This window comes from Pseudomonas deceptionensis, assembly GCF_900106095.1.
Classification (GTDB): Bacteria; Pseudomonadota; Gammaproteobacteria; order Pseudomonadales; family Pseudomonadaceae; genus Aquipseudomonas; species Aquipseudomonas deceptionensis.
Map to the genome: position 1 here is coordinate 269,358 of NZ_FNUD01000002.1, position 25,768 is coordinate 295,125.

A 25,768-nucleotide genomic window follows, 5' to 3' on the forward strand; every position below is an offset into this window, starting at 1 on the left:
AATGAATCAAGCAATTCGTGTGGGAACTTATGGAGCAGCTGATGTCGTCGATTAAGGAGGTGATCCAGCCGCAGGTTCCCCTACGGCTACCTTGTTACGACTTCACCCCAGTCATGAATCACACCGTGGTAACCGTCCTCCCGAGGGTTAGACTAGCTACTTCTGGTGCAACCCACTCCCATGGTGTGACGGGCGGTGTGTACAAGGCCCGGGAACGTATTCACCGTGACATTCTGATTCACGATTACTAGCGATTCCGACTTCACGCAGTCGAGTTGCAGACTGCGATCCGGACTACGATCGGTTTTATGGGATTAGCTCCACCTCGCGGCTTGGCAACCCTTTGTACCGACCATTGTAGCACGTGTGTAGCCCAGGCCGTAAGGGCCATGATGACTTGACGTCATCCCCACCTTCCTCCGGTTTGTCACCGGCAGTCTCCTTAGAGTGCCCACCATTACGTGCTGGTAACTAAGGACAAGGGTTGCGCTCGTTACGGGACTTAACCCAACATCTCACGACACGAGCTGACGACAGCCATGCAGCACCTGTCTCAATGTTCCCGAAGGCACCAATCTATCTCTAGAAAGTTCATTGGATGTCAAGGCCTGGTAAGGTTCTTCGCGTTGCTTCGAATTAAACCACATGCTCCACCGCTTGTGCGGGCCCCCGTCAATTCATTTGAGTTTTAACCTTGCGGCCGTACTCCCCAGGCGGTCAACTTAATGCGTTAGCTGCGCCACTAAGAGTTCAAGACTCCCAACGGCTAGTTGACATCGTTTACGGCGTGGACTACCAGGGTATCTAATCCTGTTTGCTCCCCACGCTTTCGCACCTCAGTGTCAGTATCAGTCCAGGTAGTCGCCTTCGCCACTGGTGTTCCTTCCTATATCTACGCATTTCACCGCTACACAGGAAATTCCACTACCCTCTACCATACTCTAGCTTGCCAGTTTTGGATGCAGTTCCCAGGTTGAGCCCGGGGATTTCACATTCAACTTAACAAACCACCTACGCGCGCTTTACGCCCAGTAATTCCGATTAACGCTTGCACCCTCTGTATTACCGCGGCTGCTGGCACAGAGTTAGCCGGTGCTTATTCTGTCGGTAACGTCAAGACACTAACGTATTAGGTTAATGCCCTTCCTCCCAACTTAAAGTGCTTTACAATCCGAAGACCTTCTTCACACACGCGGCATGGCTGGATCAGGCTTTCGCCCATTGTCCAATATTCCCCACTGCTGCCTCCCGTAGGAGTCTGGACCGTGTCTCAGTTCCAGTGTGACTGATCATCCTCTCAGACCAGTTACGGATCGTAGCCTTGGTGAGCCATTACCTCACCAACTAGCTAATCCGATCTAGGCTCATCTGATAGCGCAAGGCCCGAAGGTCCCCTGCTTTCTCCCGTAGGACGTATGCGGTATTAGCGTCCGTTTCCGAACGTTATCCCCCACTACCAGGCAGATTCCTAGATATTACTCACCCGTCCGCCGCTCTCAAGAGGTGCAAGCACCCCTCTACCGCTCGACTTGCATGTGTTAGGCCTGCCGCCAGCGTTCAATCTGAGCCATGATCAAACTCTTCAGTTCAAACATCTTTGGGTTTTTAAGAAACCCTAAACTTGGCTCAGCAATCGTTGGTTACATCTTTGATTTCTCGCGGAGTAACTTGTGATGCTGATAATCTTGTTGACTATCAGTCTGACTCCACAAGCACCCACACGAATTGCTTGATTCAGTTGTTAAAGAGCGGTTGGTTTAGCTTTCGCTGAACCGAGGCGCGTATTCTACAGCAGCCTCTGTTGCTGTCAAGCGGTTATTTTAAGATGTTTTCAAAGTTTCCTCTGTAACATCAACCACTTGCGCTTTCGATCTCTCGTCAGCGGGAGGCGAATTCTACAGCGTTACACGCTGCTGTCAACACCTCATTTCCTGCTTCGATGACTTGAAGCTGGCACTCTCGAAAACAGATCCAACTCATTGAAACTCAAGGAGTTTTCCGTTTCTACTGTGCCGGAAGAGGCGCGAATTATAGGCCGTCAGAATTCTGGGTCAAGCCCTAAATTCATATTTCTGTCATATAGCCTTAAAAGCCCCTAAAAGCAGAGGCCAGCCTGACGGCTGGCCTCTCTTCTTCTATATAGAGCTCTCGCCAGCCTTACAGGCTAGGGAAGGCAAACTGCGACGCTTCATGGCTGGCACGTTGCGGCCAGCGCTGGGTAATAGCCTTGCGACGTGTGTAGAAGCGCACACCATCCGGGCCATAAGCATGCAGGTCGCCAAACAGCGAACGCTTCCAGCCGCCAAAGCTGTGGTACGCCACAGGCACTGGCAGTGGCACGTTAACCCCCACCATCCCCACTTCAATCTCATCACAGAACAAACGCGCTGCTTCACCATCGCGGGTGAAGATGCAGGTGCCGTTGCCGTACTCGTGATCATTGATCAGTTGCATGGCCGCTTCCAGGCTATCAACCCGTACGATGCACAACACAGGGCCAAAGATTTCTTCTTTATAGATGCGCATCTCAGGCGTCACGCGATCAAACAGGCAGCCGCCGAGGAAGAAGCCCCCTTCGTGACCCTTGATGCTCAACCCGCGACCATCAACCACCAGCTCGGCACCTGCTGCTACGCCATCGTCCACATAGCCGCTGACCTTGTCACGTGCCTGCCCGGTGACCAGAGGTCCCATATCCAGACCGCAGGATGTGCCTGCACCGATTTTAAGCGCTTTGATTTGCGGAACCAGCTTGGCCACCAGGGCATCTGCCACCTGATCGCCCACACATACTGCTACCGAAATAGCCATGCAGCGCTCGCCGCATGAACCGTAGGCTGCGCCCATCAATGCACTGACTGCGTTATCCAGGTCCGCATCCGGCATCAGCACTGCGTGGTTTTTCGCCCCGCCCAGTGCCTGGACGCGTTTACCGCGCTTGGTGCCTTCGGCGTAGATGTACTCGGCAATCGGTGTCGAGCCCACAAAACTCAGAGCTTTGACTTCCGGCGCTTCGATCAATGCATCCACCGCTGACTTGTCGCCGTGCACCACGTTCATCACGCCCTTGGGCAGACCGGCTTCCAGCAACAGTTGAGCGATCAACAGCGTCGAACTCGGGTCACGCTCAGATGGCTTAAGGATGAAGCAGTTACCGCACACGATCGCCAATGGGTACATCCACAGCGGAACCATGGCCGGGAAGTTGAAAGGCGTAATCCCTGCAACAACACCCAGTGGCTGAAAATCCGACCATGCATCAATGTTCGGCCCTACGTTACGGCTGTACTCGCCCTTCAAGATTTCAGGAGCTGAGCAGGCGTATTCGACGTTCTCGATCCCGCGCTTCAATTCGCCTGCGGCATCTTCCAGCGTCTTGCCATGCTCTTCGCTGATCAACTGCGAGATACGTGCTTCGTTCTGCTCCAGCAATTGCTTGAAACGGAACATCACCTGGGCACGCTTTGCAGGAGGGGTATTGCGCCACGCCGGGAAGGCAGCCTTGGCTGCATCTATGGCTTGTTGAATAGTCTCGCGGCTGGCCAACGGAACCTGGTGAATCACTTTACCGGTCGACGGGTTGTATACATCGGCAGTGCGACCAGAATCGTTCAGCAGCTCGCCGTTGATCAAGTGTTGGATGGTGCTCATGGATGCTCCAGAAAAGTTGTCCACAGGCGCGAACGCTGCGCGCCTGCGTAAGTGCAATAAGTGTCGCTTCTATATAGAAGGATCAGTCGATCTGGTTCAGCGCTTCGCCGACCGCATCGAACAAACGGTCCAGGTCTTGCGGCTTGCTGTTGAAGGTTGGCCCAAACTGCAGGGTGTCACCGCCAAAGCGCACGTAGAAGCCGGCTTTCCACAGCTTCATTGCAGCATCGAACGGACGGACAATCGCATCGCCATCACGCGGCGCAATCTGAATGGCGCCCGCCAGACCATAGTTACGAATATCGATGACGTTTTTCACGCCCTTCAAACCATGCAACGCATTTTCAAAATGCGGCGCGACTTCAGCCACGCTCTGCACCAGGTTTTCTTTTTGCAGCAGATCAAGCGCCGCAAGACCGGCAGCACAGGCTACCGGGTGGGCCGAGTAGGTGTAGCCATGAGGGAACTCAACGGCGTATTCCGGCGTCGGCTGATTCATGAACGTGTGATAGATCTCGCTGGTCGCAATTACTGCACCCATCGGGATAGCACCGTTAGTCACTTGCTTGGCAATGCACATCAAGTCAGGCGTCACACCGAAGCTGTCAGCACCGAACATTGAGCCCGTGCGACCAAAGCCGGTAATCACCTCGTCGAAGACCAGCAGGATGTTGTGCTGATCGCAGATTTCACGCAGGCGTTTCAGATAACCCTGAGGCGGAACCAGTACACCGGCAGAACCGGCCATCGGCTCCACAAATACCGCAGCGATGTTCGAGGCATCGTGCAGTTCGATCAGTTTGAGCAGTTCATCGGCCAATGCGATCCCGCCCAGCTCCGGCATGCCGCGAGAAAACGCGTTGCTCGCCAGCAGCGTATGCGGCAAGTGATCTACATCCATCATTGCCTGGCCAAACATTTTACGGTTGCCGTTCACACCGCCCAGGCTGGTACCGGCAATGTTTACACCGTGATAACCGCGAGCACGACCAATCATCTTGGTTTTGGTCGACTGCCCTTTCAGGCGCCAGTAGGCACGTACCATCTTGACCGCAGTGTCCGCACACTCGGAACCCGAGTCTGTGAAGAACACGTGATTGAGGTTGCCCGGTGTCAGCTCGGTGATTTTTTCAGCCAACTGGAATGACAGCGGGTGGCCGTACTGGAACGCAGGCGAGTAATCGAGGGTGCCCAATTGCTTGGCCACGGCTTGCTGAATTTCTGTGCGGGTATGCCCTGCGCCGCAAGTCCACAAACCTGACAGCGAATCGTAGATTTGCCGACCCTTATCGTCCGTCAGGTAACTGCCTTTGGCGGCCACGATAAAACGTGGATCGCGATGGAAGTTACGGTTGGCGGTGTAAGGCATCCAGTGCGAATCCAGTTTGAGCTGGCTGGTCAGGTTCAATTCGGCATTCTCGGGCATGTTCATCAGCAAAACCTCGCAAGGCGAAAGCGGCGTGGGATGTTGAAAGCGTTGTTGCACCTAAATTGCCACGCCTATAAAGTCGATGAAATCCAACTCTTCTAACCTTCAGTTAGGCGTTCACTAAACTATGAGCAGCCGTCGTCCCGATGCACTGGCCCAGGTCAGCGACTTTGATATCCGATTGCTGCGTATCTTTCGCAGTGTTGTGGAGTGCGGCGGGTTCTCGGCTGCAGAGACGGTGCTGGGTATCGGACGCTCTGCCATCAGCCAGCAGATGAGTGACCTGGAACAACGCCTGGGCTTGCGTCTTTGTCAGCGTGGACGAGCGGGGTTTTCGCTGACAGAAGAAGGGCGAGAGGTCTACCAGTCTGCTTTGCAATTACTTGGCGCACTTGAGAGCTTTCGCACAGAGGTAAACGGCCTTCACCTACACTTGCGCGGCGAGCTGAACATAGGCCTGACCGATAACCTCGTCACCCTGCCCCATATGCGCATCACCCACGCCCTGGCCCAACTCAAAGAGCGCGGCCCTGAAGTGCAGGTCCATATCCGGATGATCTCGCCCCATGAAGTCGAACAAGGGGTGCTCGACGGGCGCCTGCATGTAGGCGTCGTCCCCCAGGCCAGCACCTTGTCCGGTCTGGAGTATCTGCCGCTCTACAGCGAGCGCTCCCTGCTGTATTGCGCGGTGGGCCATCCATTGTTTTATGTCGATGACCGGCAACTGGAAGATGCGCGTCTCAATGATCAAGATGCCATTGCCCCGACCTTTCGCCTGCCCTCAGATATCCAGGCCCTCTATCAGGCGCTCAATTGCACCGCCAGTGCTTCGGACCGCGAAGGCATGGCCTTCCTGATTTTGACCGGGCGCTACATCGGCTATCTGCCGGACCATTACGCCAGCCTGTGGGTTCAGCAAGGCCGTCTGCGGGCACTGAAGCCTAAAACACGCTTCTACGATTTGAGCCTGGCATCCGTCACCCGCAAAGGGCGGCGCCCTCACTTGGTGCTGGAAAGCTTTCTGGAAAGTCTGGAAGCCACACGCTAGTGTGCCAAAATGATGCCTGCACGCAGAGTTCCGGGCAGCCCAAAGCCAATCTGATTCATATCATCCTCATGGGCTGCGGCCTCACACACCCGTCACGACACTGAGTAGAGCATGCCTTTTACCCTGGCCGGCCTGTGCGAATACCGTGAAGAAATTCGCAAAAGCCGCTTTATCACCTTCGCCGGCCCCATCAGCACGGCCGCCGAAGCCCATGCATTTATCGAACAGCACCGCGACCTCAATGCCTCGCATAATTGCTGGGCCTGGAAGCTGGCTGACCAATACCGCAGCCACGACGACGGCGAACCCGGCGGTACGGCCGGGCGCCCCATTCTGGCGGCCATCGAGGCACAGGATTTCGATCAGGTCGTGGTCCTCGTCATCCGCTGGTACGGCGGTATCCAACTGGGTACGGGCGGCCTGGCGCGGGCCTATGGCGGGGGCGCCAACAAATGCCTTCAAAACGCTGAGCACTTGCCGCTGATCCAGCGCACCGAACTGAGCTGTGAATGTTCATTCAGCGAGCTGGCCCTCTTGAAAGTCCGACTCAATGACCTGGGCGGGTTGTTGCTCGACGAAACCTTCAACGCTCAAGGCGTGTCATTGCGCATGGCCATGGCCGAGCCACAGATTGGCCTGTTGCAACAGCAGCTGGCAGACCTCAGCCGTGGCCGTATTATCCTGCACCGGCATCGCGCCACTCCGTGACCGTCATGGCGGGTTGCTGAACCTGGCCCGCCGCTCCCCCCTCCTTTATCTTTACCCCCAACCACTGTGCACCGGGCTGTGGATAACCTGAGTACATACCGCTGCAGGCCTTTAGGAACGTGGCTTTGCCATCAAAGATCAAAAAATGATCAATTTAGCCAATACGCCACTCTTTTCTCGATAAAACAGTCGCTTGCTGCTGTTTATCGCCAGTTGGAACAAGGCTCTCAGGTACTTATGCCGAGCTTTTTCGCTTGTGCACAGTAGCTGTGGAGCAACCTGTGGATAACCCGTGCAAGAGCCCCCGTAAGGCTTGTCCGGCAGCGGCTGTATGATTTTGTATGTTTTTTGATCAAATAGCGGGAACCCGATTGGGGGTTATCGACTTATCCACGCCCAGAAAAGGTGCTGGTGCCGTGTGGATAACGCCCCTATGCAGTGCCTCCTCTGCTCAAATGCCTACGACTGGTATTGCTCAGGTGGCTGGGGCAAAGTAGCCGTTTGCGACCTTCCCTGCTCAAAGGAAACTAATCATGTCCGGGACAAAAAATGCACTGATTATCGGCGCCTCCCGAGGTTTGGGCCTCGGGTTGGTACAGCGCCTGAAAGAAGATGGGTGGGCGGTTACCGCGACCGTGCGCGACAAGAACCGGGCCGAAGCCCTGCATGCGGTACCCGACGTCCATATCGAGCAACTGGACATGGACGATGCAGGCTCCGTCAACGCTCTGCATGAGCGTCTGCAGGACCAGGTTTTCGACTTGCTGTTCGTCAACGCCGGCGTCAAAGGCCCGGACGACCAGAAGCCCGGCGCAGCCCCCGCCCATGAAGTGGCGCAGCTGTTTTGGACCAACTGCGTTGCCCCCATCAGCCTGGCGCAATGTTTTACCGAAAACCTGCACCCGGACACCGGGGTGCTGGCGTTCATGAGCTCGGGCCTGGGCAGCATCACCAGCCCCGACGCCCCGGAACTGGCGCTGTACAAGGCCAGCAAGGCCGCACTCAACTCCCTGACCAACACCTTCGTCAGTCAGTTGGGCGATCGCAAGCTGACCGTTTTGTCCCTGCACCCGGGCTGGGTCAAAACCGACATGGGCGGTGAAGGCGCTGATATCGATGTAGCCACCAGCACCCGCGGCCTCATTGATCAGGTCGATGCCTACGCCGGTAAAGGCGGTCACTTCTTCCTTAACTACAAAGGAGAAACACTGCCCTGGTAACACGTCGATCCTGCTGTCGCGCTTCACACCTTCCATGCAAACCAGTTGGTCTAGTTTTATGTTGCACTCTGTAACACGCCTGTAGAATGTCGCTTTTGCAGGCGCACGAAACCGTCATCTGCGGTACGACGGTTCTGTGCACCTTGTTTGCACCTGATGAGAAAATTTTTTATGTATGACTGGCTGAACGCCCTGCCAAAAGCTGAACTGCACATGCACCTCGAAGGCTCCCTGGAGCCTGAGTTGCTGTTCGCGCTGGCCGAGCGCAACAAGATCGCCCTGCCCTGGAACGACGTTGAAACCTTGCGCAAGGCGTATGCCTTCAACAACCTGCAAGAGTTCCTTGACCTCTATTACAAGGGCGCGGACGTACTGCGCACCTCTCAGGACTTCTACGACCTGACCTGGGCCTACCTGTTGCGCTGCAAGGCACAGAACGTCATTCACACCGAGCCTTTCTTCGACCCGCAAACCCACACTGACCGTGGCATCCCGTTCGAAGTCGTGCTCAACGGCATCGCCAGCGCACTCAAGGATGGCGAGCAGCAACTGGGCATCACCAGTGGCCTGATCCTGAGCTTCCTGCGCCATTTGAGCGAAGAAGAAGCCGAAAAAACCCTCGATCAGGCACTGCCGTTTCGCGATGCATTTATCGCCGTCGGCCTGGACAGTTCAGAGATGGGCCACCCGCCGAGCAAGTTCCAGCGCGTGTTCGACCGTGCACGCCACGAAGGCTTCCTGACAGTCGCCCACGCAGGCGAAGAAGGCCCGCCGGAATACATCTGGGAAGCCCTAGATCTGCTGAAGATTCAGCGCATCGACCACGGTGTGCGGGCGATTGAAGACGAGCGCCTGATGCAACGCATCATCGACGAGCAAATCCCGTTGACCGTGTGCCCACTGTCCAACACCAAGCTCTGCGTGTTCGATCACATGTCGCAGCACAATATTCTCGACATGCTTGAGCGTGGCGTGAAAGTCACGGTCAACTCCGATGACCCGGCTTACTTCGGTGGCTACATGACCGAGAACTTCCACGCGCTGTACACCGATCTGGGCATGACCCAGGACCAGGCCAAACGCCTGGCGCAAAACAGCCTGGATGCGCGATTGGTCAGGCCTTAAGGCATAACCGATAACTCAGTAGCCGCTGCGTTCCTCAGCGACTACTGAGTTGCGCACACCGTTCACTGAGCATGTCGCGCAATAACTTCACCGGTTTGCTCAACTGCGCACGATGCCCGCACAGCAGATTCAACGGAGCCCGCTCACAGGTCAGCTCCGGCAATAACACCTTGAGCCTCCCGGCTTGCACATCCCTCGCCACATCCAGCCACGACTTGTAGGCAATGCCCTCGCCGGCAACCGCCCACAAGCGCACCACATCGGCATCATCACTGAAACGGTTGCCACTCACCGTAAGCCCCAGCTCGCGCTTGCCGTCATTGAATTGCCAGTGGTCGTGAACCCGCGTGCCAAGCATGTACAGCAGGCAATTGTGTTGCAGCAACTGTTCGAGTTGACGCGGTTCCCCGTGGCGCGCCAGGTATGCCGGTGATGCGCACAGCACCCGGCGATTGTCCGGGGCCACCGGCAAAGCCACCAGGCTGGAGTCCTCCGGTTCGCCGTAACGCAAGGCAATGTCCACCGGCTGGCGGAACAGGTCGGCTATCCGGTCGCCCAGCAACAGGCGCACCGTCAGTTGCGGGTGCTCACGCTGAAATTCGTCGAGCCAGGGCAGCAGCAGATTGCGCCCGAAGTCCGACGGTGCAGACAGTTGCAGCACACCGCTGACCTGATCTTGGCCACGAGCCAACAGCCGTCGCCCTTCATCAAGGCTGGCCAGTGCCGTACGGGCATATTCAAGAAACCCTTCGCCCTCCGCCGTCAGACGCAAGCTGCGGGTGGAGCGCGCCAGCAGCCGCGCGCCCAACTGCGCTTCTATACGCTTGAGTGCCGCACTGGCCACCGCAGGCGACAGGTCCATCACCCGCGCGGCCGCCGAAAGGCTGCCCAAGTCAGCGGCGCGAACAAACAATTGCAGGTCATCGAAACGCAGCATCCAAAGCTCACTCGGCAATTATCAAAATAATATTGAAAGAGACTGCTGTTTTATCCGGTTTTATCATCCTGCGAAATAGCGAATCATCAACACCAGTTTCTCACCCATCTTCAGGACGTGCCCCATGAAAGCTGTCGCCTATTACCATTCGCTACCGATTCAAGACCCACTGGCCCTGCAAGACATCGAATTACCTGAGCCTGTGGCCGGCCCCCGCGACCTGCTGGTCGAGGTCAAGGCCATTTCGGTCAACCCGGTGGACACAAAAGTGCGCCAGAACGCACAGCCTGAAGCCGGCGTGGCCAAAGTCCTGGGCTGGGATGTTGCCGGTGTGGTCAAGGCGGTGGGCAGTGACGTCAGCCTGTTCAAGGTTGGCGACAAGGTGTTTTACGCCGGCTCGATCGCACGCGCCGGAGGCAACAGCGAGCGTCATGTGGTCGACGAGCGGATCGTTGGTCATATGCCAAAGAGCCTCGATTTCGCCCAGGCAGCGGCGTTGCCACTGACAACCATCACCGCGTGGGAACTGCTGTTTGAACGCCTTGGCGTCACCGAAGGCAAAACCGATGAACAGCAAAGCCTGCTGATCGTCGGCGCGGCGGGCGGTGTCGGCTCGATCCTGACCCAACTGGCCAGCCAACTGAGCGCAATCAAGGTGATTGGCAGTGCTTCACGCCCTGAAACCCAGGCCTGGGTCCGCGAACTGGGCGCCGACATTGTTGTCGACCACAGCCAGCCGTTGAGCGAAGAACTCAAGCGTCACGGCATCAACGCCGTCACTCACGTGGCCAGCCTGACACAGACCGATCAGCATCTGGACCAACTGGTAGAAGCGCTGGCCCCCCAAGGCAAACTGGCGTTGATCGACGATCCCAAGGCGCTGGACATCACCAAGCTCAAGCGCAAGAGCCTGTCATTGCACTGGGAGTTCATGTACACCCGCTCGTTGTTCGAAACCCCGGACATGATCGAGCAGCATCACCTGCTCAACCGCGTCGCCGAACTGATCGACGCCGGTACCCTGCACACCACGGTGGGGGAGCACTTTGGCCGCATCAATGCCGCCAACCTGCGCCGCGCCCATGAGCTGCTGGAAAGCGGCAAGGCCAAAGGCAAAATCGTGCTCGAAGGGTTCTGATAAATCGTGCCAGAGGACGGATGCGGCCAATTTGCAACCGTCAGTCAGAGACTTGATCCCTGACATATTTGCCAAAGTATTTCGGCATACACTGGCCTCCTTTGCGAACCGAAGGAGGCCAGAAATGAAAATCCTGATGAAAGCGTTAGCAAGATCCCGTAACTGCCAATGGCAGGTTCAAATCGATCAGCAGACCGTCAACTTTCGCAGCGAATCCGAGGCCCGCGCCTTTGTGGACACGCTGCAATCGCGCCTGCAAGCGCCCCACAGACTTCCCGAGCGCTTGGCCGGCTGAATCAGATCGACTGCTGAGCGGCGATCCGTGCGGTATAAACGCGCCGGGTCGCCACTGCGATAGCGGCTGCCAACACGCCACACAAGGTAATGACCATTGCCATCGGCATTGCGCTGCCATCGTGCAACACCCCCACCAATGACGCGGCCGCCGCGGCCACACTGAACTGCAAACAGCCGAGCATCGCCGAGGCACTGCCGGCGCGCGCGCCCTGCCCGCTCATCGCACAGGCCGAAGCATTGGGGATGATGCAGCCCAGGCTGGCAATGCAGATAAACAGTGGAACCAGCAGCGGCCACAGTTGCCGGGTATGCAGCGCACTGACCCCCAGCAATACCAGACCTGCCGCCAGATAGACCCACACGGTACGCGCCAGTAAAAAGGCCGGACCGCGCTTGGCCAACAAACGAGCATTAACCTGCGCGACCAGAATAAAGCCGGCGGCGTTACTGCCAAACAGCCAGCCGTAATGCTCGGCAGGTACGCCGTAGAGTTTGATAAAGACAAAAGGTGAACCGGCTATGTAGGCAAACATCCCGGCCATGGCGATCCCCCCGGTGAGGGCATGCCCCAGAAACTCGCGATCCTTGAGCAAACTGCCATATTGGCGCAATGCACCTGACAGCGGTTGGCGCGGCACATTGGCGGGCAAGCTTTCCGGCAGGCCCAATGCCACGGCCAGTGCAGCCAGGGCACTGAAGCCGGTCAGCACGATGAAAATCGACTGCCAGCCATGCAGGTTGACCAGAAGACCACCGAGCATGGGCGCCAGGATAGGGGCCAGCCCCATCACCAGCATCAACTGCGAAAAGACCTTGGCCGAACCCACAGCATCACACTTGTCGCTGACAATGGCCCGCGACAGCACCATGCCTGCGCAACCACCCAACGCTTGAACGAACCGGGCGCCGATCAGCCATTCCAGGGTCGGGGCAAATGCACAGGCCGCAGACGCCGCAGTGAACAGCCCTACCCCCACCAGCAGCGGTATGCGCCGCCCGAAACGGTCAGCAATCGGGCCATAGGCCAGCTGGCCGATGGACAAGCCCAAAAAGTAAACCGCCAGCGTGAGCTGAATGTGTTGCTCATCCGTTGCAAAGGCCTGCGCCATCGCCGGGAAGCCCGGCAGATAGAAATCGATCGCCAAAGGGCCGAAGGCACTCAGGGCGCCAAGAATCAAAATTGTTCGAAAGTTCATCAGGTATCCAGATCGGGCTGCGGTTAGCGCAGCCCGATAGTCTAGCCGTGGTTGCAGAACTTGAACATAAAGATAGCCAGCTAGCTAATAAACCACCGATTCGCAAGAGCCATGTAGCCGCTGAGGAGCACAGCGGGCTGCATATCGGTTGCAGGGTGATGCTTAGTGCGCAGTCCGCGCTTCAAACCCGGCATTGGTGATCACATCGATGATTTGCAAAGGGGACACCTTGCTGTCGACCTTGACGGTTTTGGTCGCCAGGTCCACTTCGACTTTCGCGTCTTTATCCACAGCCTGCACGGCACGGGTCACCGCGCCAACACAACCGCCACAGGTCATACCGTCTACTTTGAACGTTTGCATGATCACGCCTCCTATCTGAGAGATGACGACAGCTTCGACCTTGCCACCGTGGCAAGGTCAAGCCCGATGTTTTACTCGCTGACTGGCAATCCATCCCCTGCTCGGCCAAGCTGCAAGCCTTGCGATTTAAAACAGGATACTTAGCCATGCGCTGGTCCGCTTTGAGCCTAGTCAGCCTTTTGGGTCTTGCCAGTTTGCCGCTGTGGGCAAATGCCGCCCAGGACTACGGCGTACTGATCATCTCCCGCGAACGCCTTGAAGTACCTACCAGCTGCGAAGTCGGTGTGTATATCGACAATCAACTGGCCGGGCGTTTGTTTCAGGAGCAGGCGCTGGCCTTCAATTTACCGGCCGCCAGCGTCGATATCCGTCTCAAACTGCTGCCCGGCCAAGCCCCCGGCTGCTTGCCGGGCATGCTCGTACCGCCGGCTCAGCAGTTCTCGCTGAAGGCCGGTGACGTACGCAAATACCGCATCGCCCTCGGCAAGCAAGGCATGTATCTCATGCCCGCCAAGCTGGAATATTAAACAGGGCCCAAGCGCGGCCCGACGCACAGCAAGAAGCCTTGACCTTCCCATGGGGTCAAGGTTGATTCTATGGATAGATAACTTCTTGAGGAGGATTACTCGTGCCCACCCAATTCGATCTGCCGATTGCCGGCATGACCTGCGCCAGTTGCGCTGGCCGTGTGGAAAAAGCCTTGGCCAAAGTGCCCGGGGTCCGTTCGGTCAGCGTCAATCTGGCCACCGAACAGGCCCGCGTCGTGGCGCCTGCCGATAACCTTCCGGCACTGGTAGAAGCCGTTCAACAGGCGGGCTACAGCGTACCTGCCCATAGCCTGGAACTGGACATCAACGGCATGACCTGCGCCTCTTGCGCAGGCCGGGTCGAAAAAGCCCTGGCCAAGGTGCCCGGGGTCAAAAACGTCAGCGTCAACCTCGCCAGTGAGCGCGCCCATATAGAGCTGTTCGGCGAGGTCGATGCGAACGTGCTGATCAACGCGGTCAGCCAGGCGGGCTATGGCGCCAGCGTTCACCAGAATGAAAAATCCACTCAGGACGATCAACAAAAGCGCCTGCACCGTGAGCGCTGGGCGCTGACCCTGGCCATAGTGCTGGCGCTGCCGCTGGTACTGCCGATGGTGCTCGCCCCCTTCGGCATGCATTGGATGCTCCCGGCCTGGGCGCAGTTTTTGCTCGCTACACCGGTGCAATTCATCCTCGGTGCGCGTTTTTATGTCGCCGCCTGGAAAGCCGTCAAGGCCGGTGCGGGCAACATGGACTTGCTGGTCGCCCTGGGCACCAGCGCCGGTTATGGCTTAAGTATTTACGAGTGGGTCACCGCAGCACCCGGCACCATGCCGCATCTGTATTTCGAAGCCTCGGCGGTAGTGATCGCGCTGGTGCTGCTGGGCAAATACCTCGAAAGCCGCGCCAAACGCCAGACCGCCAGCGCCATCCGCGCCCTGGAGGCCCTGCGCCCTGAGCGTGCATTGCGGGTGATCGACGGGCAGGAGCAAGACGTCGCCATCAGCGACCTGCGCCTTAATGATCTGGTGCTGGTCAAACCCGGCGAACGCTTCCCGGTCGATGGCGAAGTGGTTGAAGGCCAGAGCCATGCCGATGAAGCCCTGATCAGTGGCGAAAGCCTGCCCGTGCCGAAACAGCCGGGGGATAAAGTCACCGGGGGCGCCATCAATGGCGAGGGCCGACTGGTCATCAAAACCCTGGCCCTGGGCACCGAAACCGTACTGGCACGCATTATCCGCCTGGTCGAAGACGCCCAGGCCGCCAAGGCGCCTATCCAGAAGCTGGTGGATAAAGTCAGCCAGGTGTTTGTCCCGGTGGTGCTGCTGATTGCTCTCGCCACCCTGCTCGGCTGGTGGTTCTACGGCGCCCCCATCGAAACTGCACTGATCAACGCTGTGGCGGTATTGGTCATCGCCTGCCCCTGTGCACTGGGGCTGGCGACACCGACGGCGATCATGGCCGGCACTGGCGTAGCCGCCCGCTACGGGATTCTGATCAAAGACGCCGAAGCGCTCGAACGCGCCCACGAAGTCAGCGCCGTGGTCTTCGACAAAACCGGCACTCTGACCTCCGGCACCCCGCAAATTGCCCACTTCAGCGCTCTCGACGGTGATGAGGCGCAGTTGCTGCAAGCCGCCGGCGCCCTGCAACGCGGCAGCGAACACCCGCTGGCCAAAGCCGTACTGGACGCCTGCACCGCTCGCAATTTGAACGTACCTGATGTCACGGACAGCCAGTCACTCACCGGACGCGGCATTGCCGGCACCCTGGAGGGTCGGCGCCTGGCGCTGGGCAACCGTCGTTTGCTGGAAGAAAGCGGGCTTGGCCAGGGTACGCTGGCAGGGGCAGCCCAGGCCTGGGAAACCGAAGGCCGTACCCTGTCATGGCTGATCGAGCAAAGCCCGCAGCCGCAAGTGCTTGGCCTGTTTGCCTTTGGCGACACGCTCAAAAGCGGCGCGTACTCGGCGATCCAGCAACTCAATGCCCGCCACATCAGCAGCCACTTGCTGACCGGCGATAACCGCGGTAGCGCAAAAGTGGTCGCTGATGCGCTGGGCATCACCGACGTACACGCCGAAGTCCTGCCCACCGACAAGGCGGCGACCGTGGCCGAGCTGAAAAAAACCGGCGTCGTGGCCATGGTTGGCGACGGCATCAACGACGCCCCGGCGCTGGCTGCGGCCGATATCGGCATCGCCATGGGCGGCGGCACCGACGTGGCCATGCATGCCGCCGGGATCACTCTGATGCGCGGCGACCCGCGACTGGTACCTGCCGCGCTGGAAATCAGCCGTAAAACCTACGCCAAGATTCGTCAAAACCTGTTTTGGGCCTTTATCTACAACGTGATCGGGATTCCGCTGGCCGCCTTCGGCTTTTTGAATCCGGTGCTGGCGGGCGCGGCCATGGCCTTTTCCAGCGTCAGCGTGGTCAGCAACGCGTTGATGCTCAAATTCTGGAAACCCAAGGATCTTGAATGAGGAGGCCCCCGCAATGAACATCGGCCAAGCAGCCCGACACAGCGGCCTGAGCGCCAAGATGATTCGTTATTACGAGTCCATCGGCCTGCTCAAACCCGCGCACCGCAGTGACAGCGGCTACCGCCTGTACAGCGACGACGACCTGCACACCCTGGCGTTTATCAAGCGCTCCCGTGATTTGGGGTTTTCGCTGGAAGAAGTGGGCAAGTTGCTGACGCTCTGGCAGGACCGCCAGCGGGCCAGCGGCGATGTCAAAGCCCTGGCCCGTGAGCATGTCGAGCAGTTGAATCATAAAATCCGCGAACTCACCGGCCTGCGCGACACCCTGCAGGAACTGGTCGAAAGCTGCCAGGGTGACCACCGCCCTGACTGCCCCATTCTCAGGGATCTGGAATCGGGTAAATGCTGTAGCCCTGAGGCGCTTTGAAACAGCCATAAAAAAATCCGGCCTGGGCCGGATTTTTTATTCATCGAATCACTGCATCCAGGGTGGAGGCGGCTCTTCGGCTTTGCTCGGTGGCGCGTCATCTGCAGCGCGTACTGCCTGGCGGAATGCTTCGTCCAGACGGGCAGCTTCGATCTCGCGCATAACGCCGCCGACATCCGCCAACTCGTCCGGTTCGTCAAACTCGCCGGTCAACACGCTACCAGGGTGCAAGGTGGCCGCTTCGTATAGCGCCCACATTTCCTTGGCGTACTTGGTGGCCTTGAGCTCCGGCGCAAAACGCCCGAAGTAAGAAGCCATGTTGCCCACATCACGCTCCAGCATGCTGAACGCGTGGTTGTTGCCCGCTGCATCGACCGCTTGCGGCAAGTCGATGATCACCGGGCCGGTCGGGGTCAACAATACGTTGAACTCGGACAAGTCACCGTGAACCAGACCGGTGCACAGCATCAGCACAATCTGCTGAATCAGGAACGCGTGGTACTCACGTGCCTGATCCGGCTCCAGCGTCACGTCATTGAGACGCGGCGCGGCATCGCCGTACTCATCCGCCACCAGCTCCATCAACAGCACGCCTTCAAGGAAGTCGAACGGTTTTGGAACCCGGACACCGGCGCCCGCCAGACGAAACAGTGCAGCCACTTCGGCGTTCTGCCAGGCATCTTCGGTTTCTTTGCGACCGAACTTGGAGCCCTTGGCCATCGCTCGGGCCTGACGGCTGTTACGAACCTTGCGACCCTCCTGATATTCGGCGGCCTGGCGGAAACTTCGTTTGTTAGCCTCCTTATAAACCTTGGCGCATCGCAGCTCATTGCCGCAGCGGACTACGTACACAGCTGCTTCTTTGCCACTCATGAGTGGGCGCAGCACCTCGTCGATCAGACCGTCCTCGATCAGGGGTTCTAAGCGTTTTGGAGTCTTCATCAGCTTTTATTGTGGGTCCTTTATTACCAAACACGCGAATGTCACTCGTTATACGGCAATCCACTCATCACGGGGAGAGGGCAAACGATTTTGAATGATAGACGAGTAACTCCTTTAGAGCACCGACTCAGCAATGACGAAACAACTCGCCAGGGGTAAACCCGAACATTTTCTTGAACGCGGCAATAAAGGCCGACGTCGAGTCATAGCCACAGGACAACGCGGCGCTGGTTACACTGGCCCCCTCCTCCAACACCCGCAATGACGACAGCAAGCGCATGCGCTGTCGCCAGCGGCCAAAGCTCAACCCGGTTTCACGGGTAAACAAACGCATCAGGGTTTTTTCCGACGTGCCCAGACGCTCCGCCCACAAGCTCAAGGTCACGTCTGTATCCGGGCGTTCGATCAGCTCACTGCACAGCGCCAGCAATCGCCCATGACGCGGCAATGGCAGCGAAAACCCGACCTCGGGCAAACTGGCAAGCTGATCGAGCAGCACCTGCACCAGCCGTTGTTCGGGGGTCTGGCCTTCGGGGTACTCCACCGGCAAGTCGCAAAAACGCTTGATCAACTCCCGGGCCAGCGGGGTGACCTCAAGCACACGACAATGCGGCGGCGCCCAGGGGCAGTCTTCACGACGCACATACAAACTGCGCATTTCAGCCCGCATCGAGGTGATGACCTCATGTTCCAGCCCGGCCGGAATCCAGATACCCCACTGCGGTGGTGCAAAGAAGCTGCCTTCGTCGGTATGCACGCCCAGCACGCCACTGATCGCGTATGAAAACTGCACCCAATCATGCCGATGCCGTGGCGTCCACGAACCCGCCCCCAGGCTTTCGGCCCGGGCGTACAGCGCTCGGGGCAACGTATCGAGTACTGGAATCGCACGCTGGAGCCCACGTTGTCCGTTTGGCGGCATTGGTTGGCCTTATATCGCAAGACGTCAGATACATCCGACGTTAGGCTAAGTCATCAATTCTTACAATGCTGCGGTGCCCTCAATGGCTGTGCTCAAACATCTCAAACGAATGGTCACCGACTGGTTTCTGTGCGGCATGTTGCTGGCGACTTTTCTGGCGTATGTGTTTCCACACTTCGGCAGCACCGGCGGCGCCATGCACGCTGAATGGGTGATCAACATCGGCGTGTTTCTGGTGTTTTTCCTGCACGGGGTCAACCTGTCCAGCGAACAAATCAGCCACGGCCTGAGGAACACCCGTCTGCACCTGATGGTGCAAGGCTTCACCTTTATCGTGTTCCCCCTGCTTTGGGTGATCAGCGACAAACTGCTGGGCGCGCATATCCCGCCGCTGCTGATGCTGGGCTTCTTCTACCTGTGCGCCCTGCCCTCGACCATCTCTTCCTCGGTGGCACTGACCGGCAGCGCAGGCGGCAACGTACCGGCGGCAATTCTCAACGCCAGCCTGTCCAGCGTGTTGGGGATTTTTCTCACGCCATTGCTGGTGAGCCTGGTGGTGGGCAGCGGCTCCGGGGGCATTGACCTGGGTTCAACCCTGCTCGACCTGTGCGCCATGCTTTTGCTGCCGCTGGTGCTGGGCCAACTGCTGCGCCCCTGGCTCGGCCGTTTTTTCGCCCGCCACAAGCGCTACACCAACATCGCCGATAAGGTGGTGATTCTGCTGCTGGTCTACGCCGCGTTCTGCAACTCGATGGTTTCGGGCATGTGGCAAGAGCAAGGCAGCTCGGTGATTATCAGCGCCTTGATCGGCAGTGCCTTGCTGCTGGCGGTGATCCTGTGGCTGACCACCCGCACCGCCCGCGCCCTGAAGTTCAGCACCCGCGATGAAATTGCCGCAGTGTTCTGCGCCAGCAAGAAATCCCTGGCGGCAGGCGCGCCGATGGCCGCGCTGATCTTCGGCGCCAACCCCGGGCTGGGGCTGATTCTGCTGCCGATCATGATCTACCACCCGCTGCAGCTGATCGTGTGCTCGGTCATGGCTGAAAGCTACGCCACTCGCAATCGCCAAGAGGTTAGTGCCCCAGTGCCCGAATAACGTCTGGAGAGACTTCAACCGTGGGAGCCAGCCTGCTCGCGAAGATCATTCGCGAGCAGGCTCGTTCCCACGGGGCCTTGGCCGGTAACAGAGTGCCTAAGGGGTTCAGCGCTACCGCTCAAGGATTGCCGTCACTCCCTGACCGCCCGCCGCGCAGATCGAGATCAGCCCTCGCCCCTGCCCGGCGGTAGCCAGCAACTTGGACATGTTGGTGACAATCCGCCCGCCCGTCGCCGCAAACGGATGCCCAACCGCCAGTGAACTGCCCTTGATGTTCAGCTTGCTGCGATCAATCGAGCCCAGCGGTGCATCCAGCCCCAATCGGGTTTTGCAGTAGTGCGCATCTTCCCAGGCCTTCAAGGTGCACAACACCTGCGCGGCAAAGGCCTCGTGAATTTCGTAGTAGTCAAAATCCTGCAAGGTCAGACCATTACGCGCCAACAACCGTGGGACGGCATACACGGGGGCCATCAGCAGACCTTCAGCGCCATGCACGAAATCCACGGCTGCCGTTTCAGCATCGCGAAAGTATGCCAAAACCGGCAAGCCACGCTCTCGCGCCCATTCTTCACTGCTCAGCAGCACCACTGACGCACCATCGGTCAGCGGGGTGGAGTTGCCCGCCGTCAGCGTGCCCTTGGCACTGCGATCGAATACCGGTTTAAGGGCCGCCAGCTTTTCCAGGGTCAGGTCGGCGCGCAGGTTGTTGTCGCGGCTCAGGCCCATGAACGGTGTGATCAAGTCATCTTCCCAACCTGCGTGATACGCCGCCGTCAGGGCCTGATGACTGTGCAGGGCCAGCTCATCCTGCTCAACCCGGGGGATGTTCCAGGTCTGCGCCATCAACTCGCAATGCTGACCCATCGACAGCCCGGTGCGAGGCTCGCCATTGCGCGGGAACTCCGGTTTCAGGAAGCCCGGGCGCAATTGCAGCAAGGCTTTGAGCTTGTCCACAGGTGCCTTGGTGCGATTGAACTGCAGCAACCATTTGCGCAGCCCGTCATTCAGGCCTATCGGCGCATCCGAGGTTGTATCGACACCGCCTGCAATGGCGCAGTCGATCTGCCCCAGGGCGATTTTATTGGCCACCAGCACGACGGCTTCAAGGCCGGTGCCGCACGCTTGCTGCACGTCATAGGCCGGGGTTTGTGGCGACAGGCGCGAGCCCAGCACGCACTCGCGGGTCAGGCTGAAGTCCCGTGAGTCCTTGAGCACGGCCCCGGCCACCACCTCGCCCATGCGCAATCCATGCAGGTTGTAACGCTCGATCAACCCCTCCAGTGCAGCCGTCAACATCGCCTGGTTACTGGCGCTCGCATACGACCCGTTGGAGCGGGCAAATGGAATTCGATTACCGCCAATAATGGCAACACGACGCAGACTCATACGATTCCCCCTATTCTCTTTAATCCACTAATCGTTACTAGCGTAGGCCTTATCGCTGATAACGAACGACCACGGCATGTTTGTGGTCAACCCTTTGAACCCCATCTGTCGGAGAGTGTTCCATGTCAGACCGTTATATCGACTTCGTCAACTCATCCCTCGGCCAGCGTCTGGTCGGCGCGTTGGGGTTGCCGTCACCGGGCAGACTGGAACGCTGGCAAGCCGGGCGCCTGCGCCCCGTCGAAGGCCCGCTGCTGATTGGAGGCGGCCCGCTGGCTGAACAGGTGAACCGCTTTGCCAGCAAGCTCACCGACGCTGTGTTCAGCTATGGCGCCGAACCGTTGATCGCCACGCCATGGATTCCTGGCCAGGGCCCCAAACTCAAGGCAGTGGTGTTCGACGCCAGCGCGTTGCTGCACACCGACCAACTCAAGCAATTGCGCGAGTTTTTCCAGCCGCTATTGCGCAATCTGGAACACAGCTCGCACCTGGTGATTCTGGGCCGCGCGCCCGAAACATTAAGCGACCCCTTTGCCGCCAGCGCACAGCGTGCACTTGAGGGTTTCAGCCGGTCACTGGCCAAAGAGCTGCGCAACGCCAGCACCCTGCAACTGCTGTATGTCGGCGAAGGGGCCGAAGAGCAACTTGAAGGGGCTCTGCGGTTTTTCCTCTCGCCTAAAAGTGCGTTTATCAGCGGCCAAGTGCTGCGTCTTACGGCCTGCGCCGCCCAGGTACAGGACTGGACGCGACCTCTGGCCGGGCGCAAGGCACTGGTCACCGGGGCCGCTCGCGGGATTGGTGCCGCGATTGCCGAAACCATGGCCCGGGATGGCGCCGAACTGATCCTGCTCGACGTGCCCTCAGCCAAAAATGACCTCGATGCACTGGCCGCACGTCTGGGCGGGTACAGCATCGCACTGGATATCTGTGCCGCCGACGCCCCCGAGCAACTGATCGGACAGCTTCCCGACGGCGTCGATATTGTGGTGCACAACGCGGGCATCACCCGCGACAAAACCCTGGCCAATATGACGCCCGAGTTCTGGGACTCGGTGCTGGCCGTCAACCTCAACGCCCCGCAAGTGCTAACCAAGGCCCTGCTCGACAGCGGCACCCTGCGCGATAACGGCCGGGTGATTCTGCTCGCGTCCATCAGCGGTATCGCCGGCAATCGCGGCCAGACCAACTACGCCGCCAGCAAGGCCGGGCTGATCGGCCTGGCCCAGGCCTGGGCGCCATTGCTGGGTGAGCGCGGCATCAGCATCAACGCCGTGGCCCCAGGCTTCATCGAGACCCAAATGACCGCGCATATCCCCTTTGCCCTGCGCGAAGCCGGGCGGCGCATGAGTTCACTGGGTCAGGGCGGCCTGCCGCAGGACGTTGCCGAAGCCGTGGCCTGGCTTGGCCAACCGGGTTCGGGGGCCGTCAGCGGTCAAGCGCTGCGGGTGTGCGGGCAAAGTATTTTGGGAGCATGAACCATGTCCACACAGTGGCTTGACCTCGCCAGCCCCCCGCACTTGCCCGCGATCTATGCTCACGCCGCAGCCCGACGCAAAATCACCGGCAGCACCTTGCCGGAACAAGGCTTGCGTTGCTGGGTCGAGGTTGAGGCCAAGCCCCTGGCGGCCTTCAGGGATGCATGCGCGCTGGTGCCGAGCCCATTGCTGCCACCTACTTACCCTCATGTCCTGGCCTTTGGGCTGCAAATGCAATTACTGACGGGCAAGGATTTCCCCTTCCCCCTGCTCGGGTTGATTCATCTAACTAACCGGATTCGGGTGCTGCGCCCCATGGGCAACGTGACGCAGCTGCGTATTGGGGTGTTTGTGCACAACCTGCAAAAACACGCCAAGGGGGCCACCTTTGAGATGGTCACCCAGGTGGACGATCTGCTCGGCCCGCTGTGGGAGGCTGAAAGCACGCTGCTGTGCAAGGGCGTCGAACTGCCGGGGCCGGTGTCCGAAACCCCGTCGCCTGCGCCGGTTGCGCTGAACGAACTGACCCGCTGGTACGCCCCGTCCGACATTGGCCGCCAGTACGCCAGAGTGTCGGGCGACTACAACCCCATCCACCTCAGTGCTGCCAGCGCCAGGCTGTTTGGCCTGCCCAGCGCAATCGCCCACGGCCTGTGGATAAAAGCCCGCGCCCTCGCGGCCCTGACTTCGCACTTGCCGGCCGCCAATGTCGAGGTTTTCGTGGCCTTTAAAAAGCCGGTACGCCTGCCCAGCGAAGTGATCCTGCTGGCCAGCGAGCCGGGCTCCAGCGGCGATTTTCAAGTTAAAGGGCATGGTGATCTCGTTCACCTGATCGGCAACTGGCGACCGGTCAGCTGATTACCTGCTCGCGAAGACCGCCACTTAAGACCTTCGCGAGCGGGCTCGCTCCCACAAGGTGCCTTTCACTTGCGCCGATTGCTGATCCGCCGCAAGCTTTGTGCCTTCTGGAGAGCACACCCTCGATGAACCTCGACGAACTCACACAACGCATGCATCGCATCCGCGATAACAACGACTGGAAGCAATTCCACAGCCCGAAAAACCTGGCCATGGCTGCCAGTGTCGAGATGGCTGAGCTGGTAGAGATCTTTCAGTGGTTGAGCGAAGACCAATCCCGCCAGCTCCCCGCCGAAAAACTTGCCCACGCAGGGCAGGAAGTGGGCGACATCGTGCTGTATCTCGTGTTGCTGTGCGCCGAACTGGGCCTGGACATGAACGATGTAGTGCGCAACAAACTGGCCGACAATGAAAGGCGTTTCAGCAAATGAGTGACCGTCACTTCGACCAACTGGCTACCCGCTTCGCCGAAAAGATCTACGGCGGCGCCAAGGGTGTCATTCGTCTGGCCGTGCTTCAGGCCGACCTCAAGGAATCATTGCCGCAACGCCCGCTGCGGGTGCTGGATATCGGTGCCGGGCTGGGCCATATGTCTTTGTGGCTGGCCCAACAGGGGCACGACGTGACCCTGGCCGAACCGGCCGCGCCGATGCTCGAAGGTGCCCGTCAGCGCTTTGCCGAGGCAGGCCAGAGTGCCACCTTTATCCAGGCACCCTGGCAGGAATTGCTGGGCCAGCTGACCGAGCCCTATGACCTGGTGCTGTGCCACGCCGTGCTGGAATGGCTGGCCGAGCCCCACGCGATCCTGCCGGTGCTGCATCAGCTGACCGCCAAAAACGGCTGGTTGTCCCTGGCGTTTTACAACCGCGACGCGTTGATCTATCGCAACCTGCTCAAGGGCCACTTCCGCAAAATGCGCAAGAACGACATGGCCGGCGAAAAGCAGAGCCTCACCCCGCAACAGCCCCTGGACCCGCGGGAACTGGCCACGGCCATGGAAGGCCTGTGGCAGGTAGAAACCCGGAGCGGCGTGCGGGTGTTTCACGACTACATGCCAGTGGAGTTTCAGGCTCGTGTCGAGCTTGAAGCGCTGGTTGAGATGGAACTGGCCCACCGTCGCCATCCTGCCTTTGCCGGGCTGGGACGTTATCTGCACTGGGTGTGCCGCCCGGTTTAAACAGCCCTGCGGGGGAGAACATCATGTATCGCCGCGTTGCCTTAGTCGTTTTAAGCCTGGGGCTGGGCGCCTGCCAAAGCCCCAACCCTTACACCCCAAGCGCCATGCCGATGCCACCGGCCCCGGCACAGGCGGCCAACACCCTGGATTTGAGTGCCTACCCGGCACCGCCACGGGACTACGGGCGCTATCAGAGCTGGGCCTGGCTCAACAATCGCCTGCCCGTGGGCACCGCCTGGGCCGACTCGGCACAAATCGCCGAAGCGGTGAGCAATGCCCTGGACCAGCGCGGCTTGCGCCCGGTACAACCCAACCGTCCGGCCGATCTGTGGGTCAGTGCTGATTTGCATACGGAAAAACGCTTGCGTCAGGTGCAGGACGACTATGGTTACGGAGCCGGCTATGGAAACAGTTATGGGCGTTACGGCAACCAGTACGGAATGTACAACTCTGTACCCGTCGTACGCACGTACGAGGTTGAGGTCATGGTGGTGCGACTCAATCTGTATGACGGTAAAACCGGTCAACCGGTGTGGAGCTCCAGTGCAGAAACCAGCAGTAAAGGCAGCCTGAGCGAACGCAGTGACGCCCTGCGCGAATCACTGAACAAGGCGGTGCAGGCTTATCCTCCTCATTAAGTCTCACTATTGAAGTGGAGAAATCATCATGCTACGTCGCATTGCATTAATGGGTCTGGCCCTGCTGCTCAGCGCCTGCGAAACCATGCAGGTCAGTCATGACTACAACCCTGCTGTCGATTTCGCCAGGTTCCAGTCCTGGGCCTGGAAAGACCCTGCCGTGCAGTATCAGCCCAATAACCCGATGCTCAGAAGTGACCTGACCGAGCAGCGGATTATCCAGGCCGTGGGCAGCCAGCTGGACCAGCGCGGCTTGCGCCCGGTAGCGGCAGGCAGCAAGCCGGACTTGCTGGTGCAAGCCTGGCTGATCGTGGCCAACCGTCAGGAGCAGGTGGTGACAAACTACGGCTACGGCGGCCCCTGGGGTGGACCGTGGGGTGGTTATGGGGCTGGCCCGTGGGAAGGCTACTGGGGCGCACCGATGTATAACGAAACCCGCAACGTGGTCTATCAGGTTGGCACATTGCAGATCGACCTGATCGATGCCAAAACCGGCAAGCTGGTATGGCGCGGCAGTGCCGAGAAAGTCGTCGACAGCAACCCGACGCCCACAGAGCGCAGCGCAGCCATCAACGAAGCGGTGACCAAGATCCTGAGTACTTATCCACCGAAGTAAGTTCCACACCACCCACTTGCTCACGATGTATATAAGTAAGTTTGTATTAATACTTTCGTGAGCAAGTTGGTTTTCACATTAAGGTTTCGTTCATTAATCGATGACTTTT

At 58.9% G+C, this 25,768-nt stretch carries 24 protein-coding genes and 1 rRNA gene; 16 read left to right on the forward strand and 9 right to left on the reverse strand.

Going from position 1 to position 25,768, the window contains the following annotated elements; translation table 11 throughout:
* Positions 1-52: 52 nt before the first annotated feature.
* The 3 genes from BLW11_RS01155 to aptA all read right to left on the reverse strand — a co-directional run bounded on the left by BLW11_RS01155 (position 53) and on the right by aptA (position 5,083).
* A 16S ribosomal RNA gene (locus BLW11_RS01155) occupies positions 53-1,589 on the reverse strand.
* A 568-nt stretch (positions 1,590-2,157) separates the two neighbouring features.
* Positions 2,158-3,651: a CoA-acylating methylmalonate-semialdehyde dehydrogenase gene (locus BLW11_RS01165; RefSeq protein WP_048360204.1), complete on the reverse strand. Its 1,494-nt coding sequence runs from the start codon at positions 3,649-3,651 to the stop codon at positions 2,158-2,160.
* A gap of 82 nt (positions 3,652-3,733) precedes the next feature.
* Positions 3,734-5,083 (reverse strand): omega-aminotransferase AptA, encoded by a 1,350-nt coding sequence (aptA, locus tag BLW11_RS01170; protein WP_048360205.1) that lies wholly within the window; start codon positions 5,081-5,083, stop codon positions 3,734-3,736.
* A 124-nt stretch (positions 5,084-5,207) separates the two neighbouring features.
* Between aptA and BLW11_RS01175 the strand changes: the two genes are divergently transcribed.
* The 4 genes from BLW11_RS01175 to BLW11_RS01190 all read left to right on the forward strand — a co-directional run bounded on the left by BLW11_RS01175 (position 5,208) and on the right by BLW11_RS01190 (position 9,181).
* Positions 5,208-6,128, forward strand: a complete 921-nt coding sequence (locus tag BLW11_RS01175; RefSeq protein WP_048360206.1) for a LysR family transcriptional regulator — start codon at positions 5,208-5,210, stop codon at positions 6,126-6,128.
* A gap of 111 nt (positions 6,129-6,239) precedes the next feature.
* Positions 6,240-6,836: an IMPACT family protein gene (locus BLW11_RS01180; protein ID WP_048360207.1), complete on the forward strand. Its 597-nt coding sequence runs from the start codon at positions 6,240-6,242 to the stop codon at positions 6,834-6,836.
* A 533-nt stretch (positions 6,837-7,369) separates the two neighbouring features.
* Complete coding sequence (locus BLW11_RS01185; protein WP_048360208.1) at positions 7,370-8,056, forward strand: SDR family oxidoreductase; 687 nt, start codon at positions 7,370-7,372, stop codon at positions 8,054-8,056.
* A gap of 171 nt (positions 8,057-8,227) precedes the next feature.
* A complete protein-coding gene (locus tag BLW11_RS01190; protein ID WP_048360209.1) occupies positions 8,228-9,181 on the forward strand; it encodes an adenosine deaminase in 954 nt (317 codons plus the stop codon).
* Between the two features lie 34 nt (positions 9,182-9,215).
* On the opposite strand, the gene BLW11_RS01195 is transcribed toward BLW11_RS01190, so the two are convergent.
* Positions 9,216-10,118: a LysR family transcriptional regulator gene (locus BLW11_RS01195; RefSeq protein ID WP_048360210.1), complete on the reverse strand. Its 903-nt coding sequence runs from the start codon at positions 10,116-10,118 to the stop codon at positions 9,216-9,218.
* Between the two features lie 124 nt (positions 10,119-10,242).
* On the opposite strand from BLW11_RS01195, the gene BLW11_RS01200 reads away from it, so the two are divergent.
* Together BLW11_RS01200 and BLW11_RS23960 are read left to right on the forward strand one after the other, a co-directional pair.
* Positions 10,243-11,256, forward strand: a complete 1,014-nt coding sequence (locus tag BLW11_RS01200; protein WP_048360211.1) for a zinc-binding alcohol dehydrogenase family protein — start codon at positions 10,243-10,245, stop codon at positions 11,254-11,256.
* 124 nt (positions 11,257-11,380) lie between these two features.
* Positions 11,381-11,551 carry a hypothetical protein gene (locus tag BLW11_RS23960; protein WP_162837865.1) on the forward strand — a complete coding sequence of 57 codons (171 nt, stop codon included), beginning with the start codon at positions 11,381-11,383 and terminating at the stop codon, positions 11,549-11,551.
* Between the two features lies 1 nt (position 11,552).
* Here BLW11_RS23960 and BLW11_RS01205 read toward each other — a convergent pair whose 3' ends face one another.
* Together BLW11_RS01205 and BLW11_RS01210 are read right to left on the reverse strand one after the other, a co-directional pair.
* Positions 11,553-12,749, reverse strand: a complete 1,197-nt coding sequence (locus tag BLW11_RS01205; RefSeq protein WP_048360212.1) for a multidrug effflux MFS transporter — start codon at positions 12,747-12,749, stop codon at positions 11,553-11,555.
* Positions 12,750-12,911: 162 nt separating this feature from the next.
* Positions 12,912-13,112, reverse strand: coding sequence for a heavy-metal-associated domain-containing protein (locus BLW11_RS01210; RefSeq protein ID WP_048360213.1), 201 nt, complete (start codon positions 13,110-13,112; stop codon positions 12,912-12,914).
* Positions 13,113-13,258: 146 nt separating this feature from the next.
* Between BLW11_RS01210 and BLW11_RS01215 the strand changes: the two genes are divergently transcribed.
* From BLW11_RS01215 to cueR, 3 genes are all read left to right on the forward strand, one after another.
* On the forward strand, positions 13,259-13,639 hold the full coding sequence (locus tag BLW11_RS01215; protein WP_048360214.1) for a hypothetical protein: 381 nt from the start codon (positions 13,259-13,261) through the stop codon (positions 13,637-13,639).
* Between the two features lie 101 nt (positions 13,640-13,740).
* On the forward strand, positions 13,741-16,122 hold the full coding sequence (locus BLW11_RS01220) for a heavy metal translocating P-type ATPase (protein WP_074836699.1): 2,382 nt from the start codon (positions 13,741-13,743) through the stop codon (positions 16,120-16,122).
* Positions 16,123-16,135: 13 nt separating this feature from the next.
* Positions 16,136-16,549 carry a Cu(I)-responsive transcriptional regulator gene (gene cueR / locus BLW11_RS01225; protein WP_048360215.1) on the forward strand — a complete coding sequence of 138 codons (414 nt, stop codon included), beginning with the start codon at positions 16,136-16,138 and terminating at the stop codon, positions 16,547-16,549.
* Between the two features lie 48 nt (positions 16,550-16,597).
* Here cueR and BLW11_RS01230 read toward each other — a convergent pair whose 3' ends face one another.
* Together BLW11_RS01230 and BLW11_RS01235 are read right to left on the reverse strand one after the other, a co-directional pair.
* The gene (locus BLW11_RS01230) at positions 16,598-17,491 is read right to left on the reverse strand and encodes a PA4780 family RIO1-like protein kinase (protein ID WP_048360216.1); all 894 of its coding nucleotides are present in this window, start codon (positions 17,489-17,491) and stop codon (positions 16,598-16,600) included.
* Between the two features lie 127 nt (positions 17,492-17,618).
* Positions 17,619-18,413: an AraC family transcriptional regulator gene (locus tag BLW11_RS01235; protein ID WP_048360217.1), complete on the reverse strand. Its 795-nt coding sequence runs from the start codon at positions 18,411-18,413 to the stop codon at positions 17,619-17,621.
* A gap of 82 nt (positions 18,414-18,495) precedes the next feature.
* Between BLW11_RS01235 and BLW11_RS01240 the strand changes: the two genes are divergently transcribed.
* Positions 18,496-19,509 carry a bile acid:sodium symporter family protein gene (locus BLW11_RS01240; protein WP_048360218.1) on the forward strand — a complete coding sequence of 338 codons (1,014 nt, stop codon included), beginning with the start codon at positions 18,496-18,498 and terminating at the stop codon, positions 19,507-19,509.
* A 111-nt stretch (positions 19,510-19,620) separates the two neighbouring features.
* On the opposite strand, the gene BLW11_RS01245 is transcribed toward BLW11_RS01240, so the two are convergent.
* The gene (locus BLW11_RS01245) at positions 19,621-20,895 is read right to left on the reverse strand and encodes an acetyl-CoA C-acetyltransferase (RefSeq protein WP_048360219.1); all 1,275 of its coding nucleotides are present in this window, start codon (positions 20,893-20,895) and stop codon (positions 19,621-19,623) included.
* 122 nt (positions 20,896-21,017) lie between these two features.
* Between BLW11_RS01245 and BLW11_RS01250 the strand changes: the two genes are divergently transcribed.
* From BLW11_RS01250 to BLW11_RS01275, 6 genes are all read left to right on the forward strand, one after another.
* Positions 21,018-22,370: a 3-oxoacyl-ACP reductase gene (locus BLW11_RS01250; protein WP_048360220.1), complete on the forward strand. Its 1,353-nt coding sequence runs from the start codon at positions 21,018-21,020 to the stop codon at positions 22,368-22,370.
* Between the two features lie 3 nt (positions 22,371-22,373).
* The gene (locus BLW11_RS01255; RefSeq protein WP_048360221.1) at positions 22,374-23,228 is read left to right on the forward strand and encodes a MaoC family dehydratase; all 855 of its coding nucleotides are present in this window, start codon (positions 22,374-22,376) and stop codon (positions 23,226-23,228) included.
* Between the two features lie 125 nt (positions 23,229-23,353).
* Complete coding sequence (locus BLW11_RS01260; protein ID WP_048360222.1) at positions 23,354-23,659, forward strand: nucleotide pyrophosphohydrolase; 306 nt, start codon at positions 23,354-23,356, stop codon at positions 23,657-23,659.
* Positions 23,656-24,405 (forward strand): methyltransferase domain-containing protein, encoded by a 750-nt coding sequence (locus BLW11_RS01265; protein WP_048360223.1) that lies wholly within the window; start codon positions 23,656-23,658, stop codon positions 24,403-24,405. Before BLW11_RS01260 ends, BLW11_RS01265 begins: the two co-directional genes overlap by 4 nt.
* 23 nt (positions 24,406-24,428) lie before the next feature.
* Positions 24,429-25,043: a DUF4136 domain-containing protein gene (locus BLW11_RS01270; protein WP_048360224.1), complete on the forward strand. Its 615-nt coding sequence runs from the start codon at positions 24,429-24,431 to the stop codon at positions 25,041-25,043.
* Between the two features lie 28 nt (positions 25,044-25,071).
* A complete protein-coding gene (locus BLW11_RS01275; RefSeq protein WP_048360225.1) occupies positions 25,072-25,659 on the forward strand; it encodes a DUF4136 domain-containing protein in 588 nt (195 codons plus the stop codon).
* Positions 25,660-25,768 lie beyond the last annotated feature (109 nt).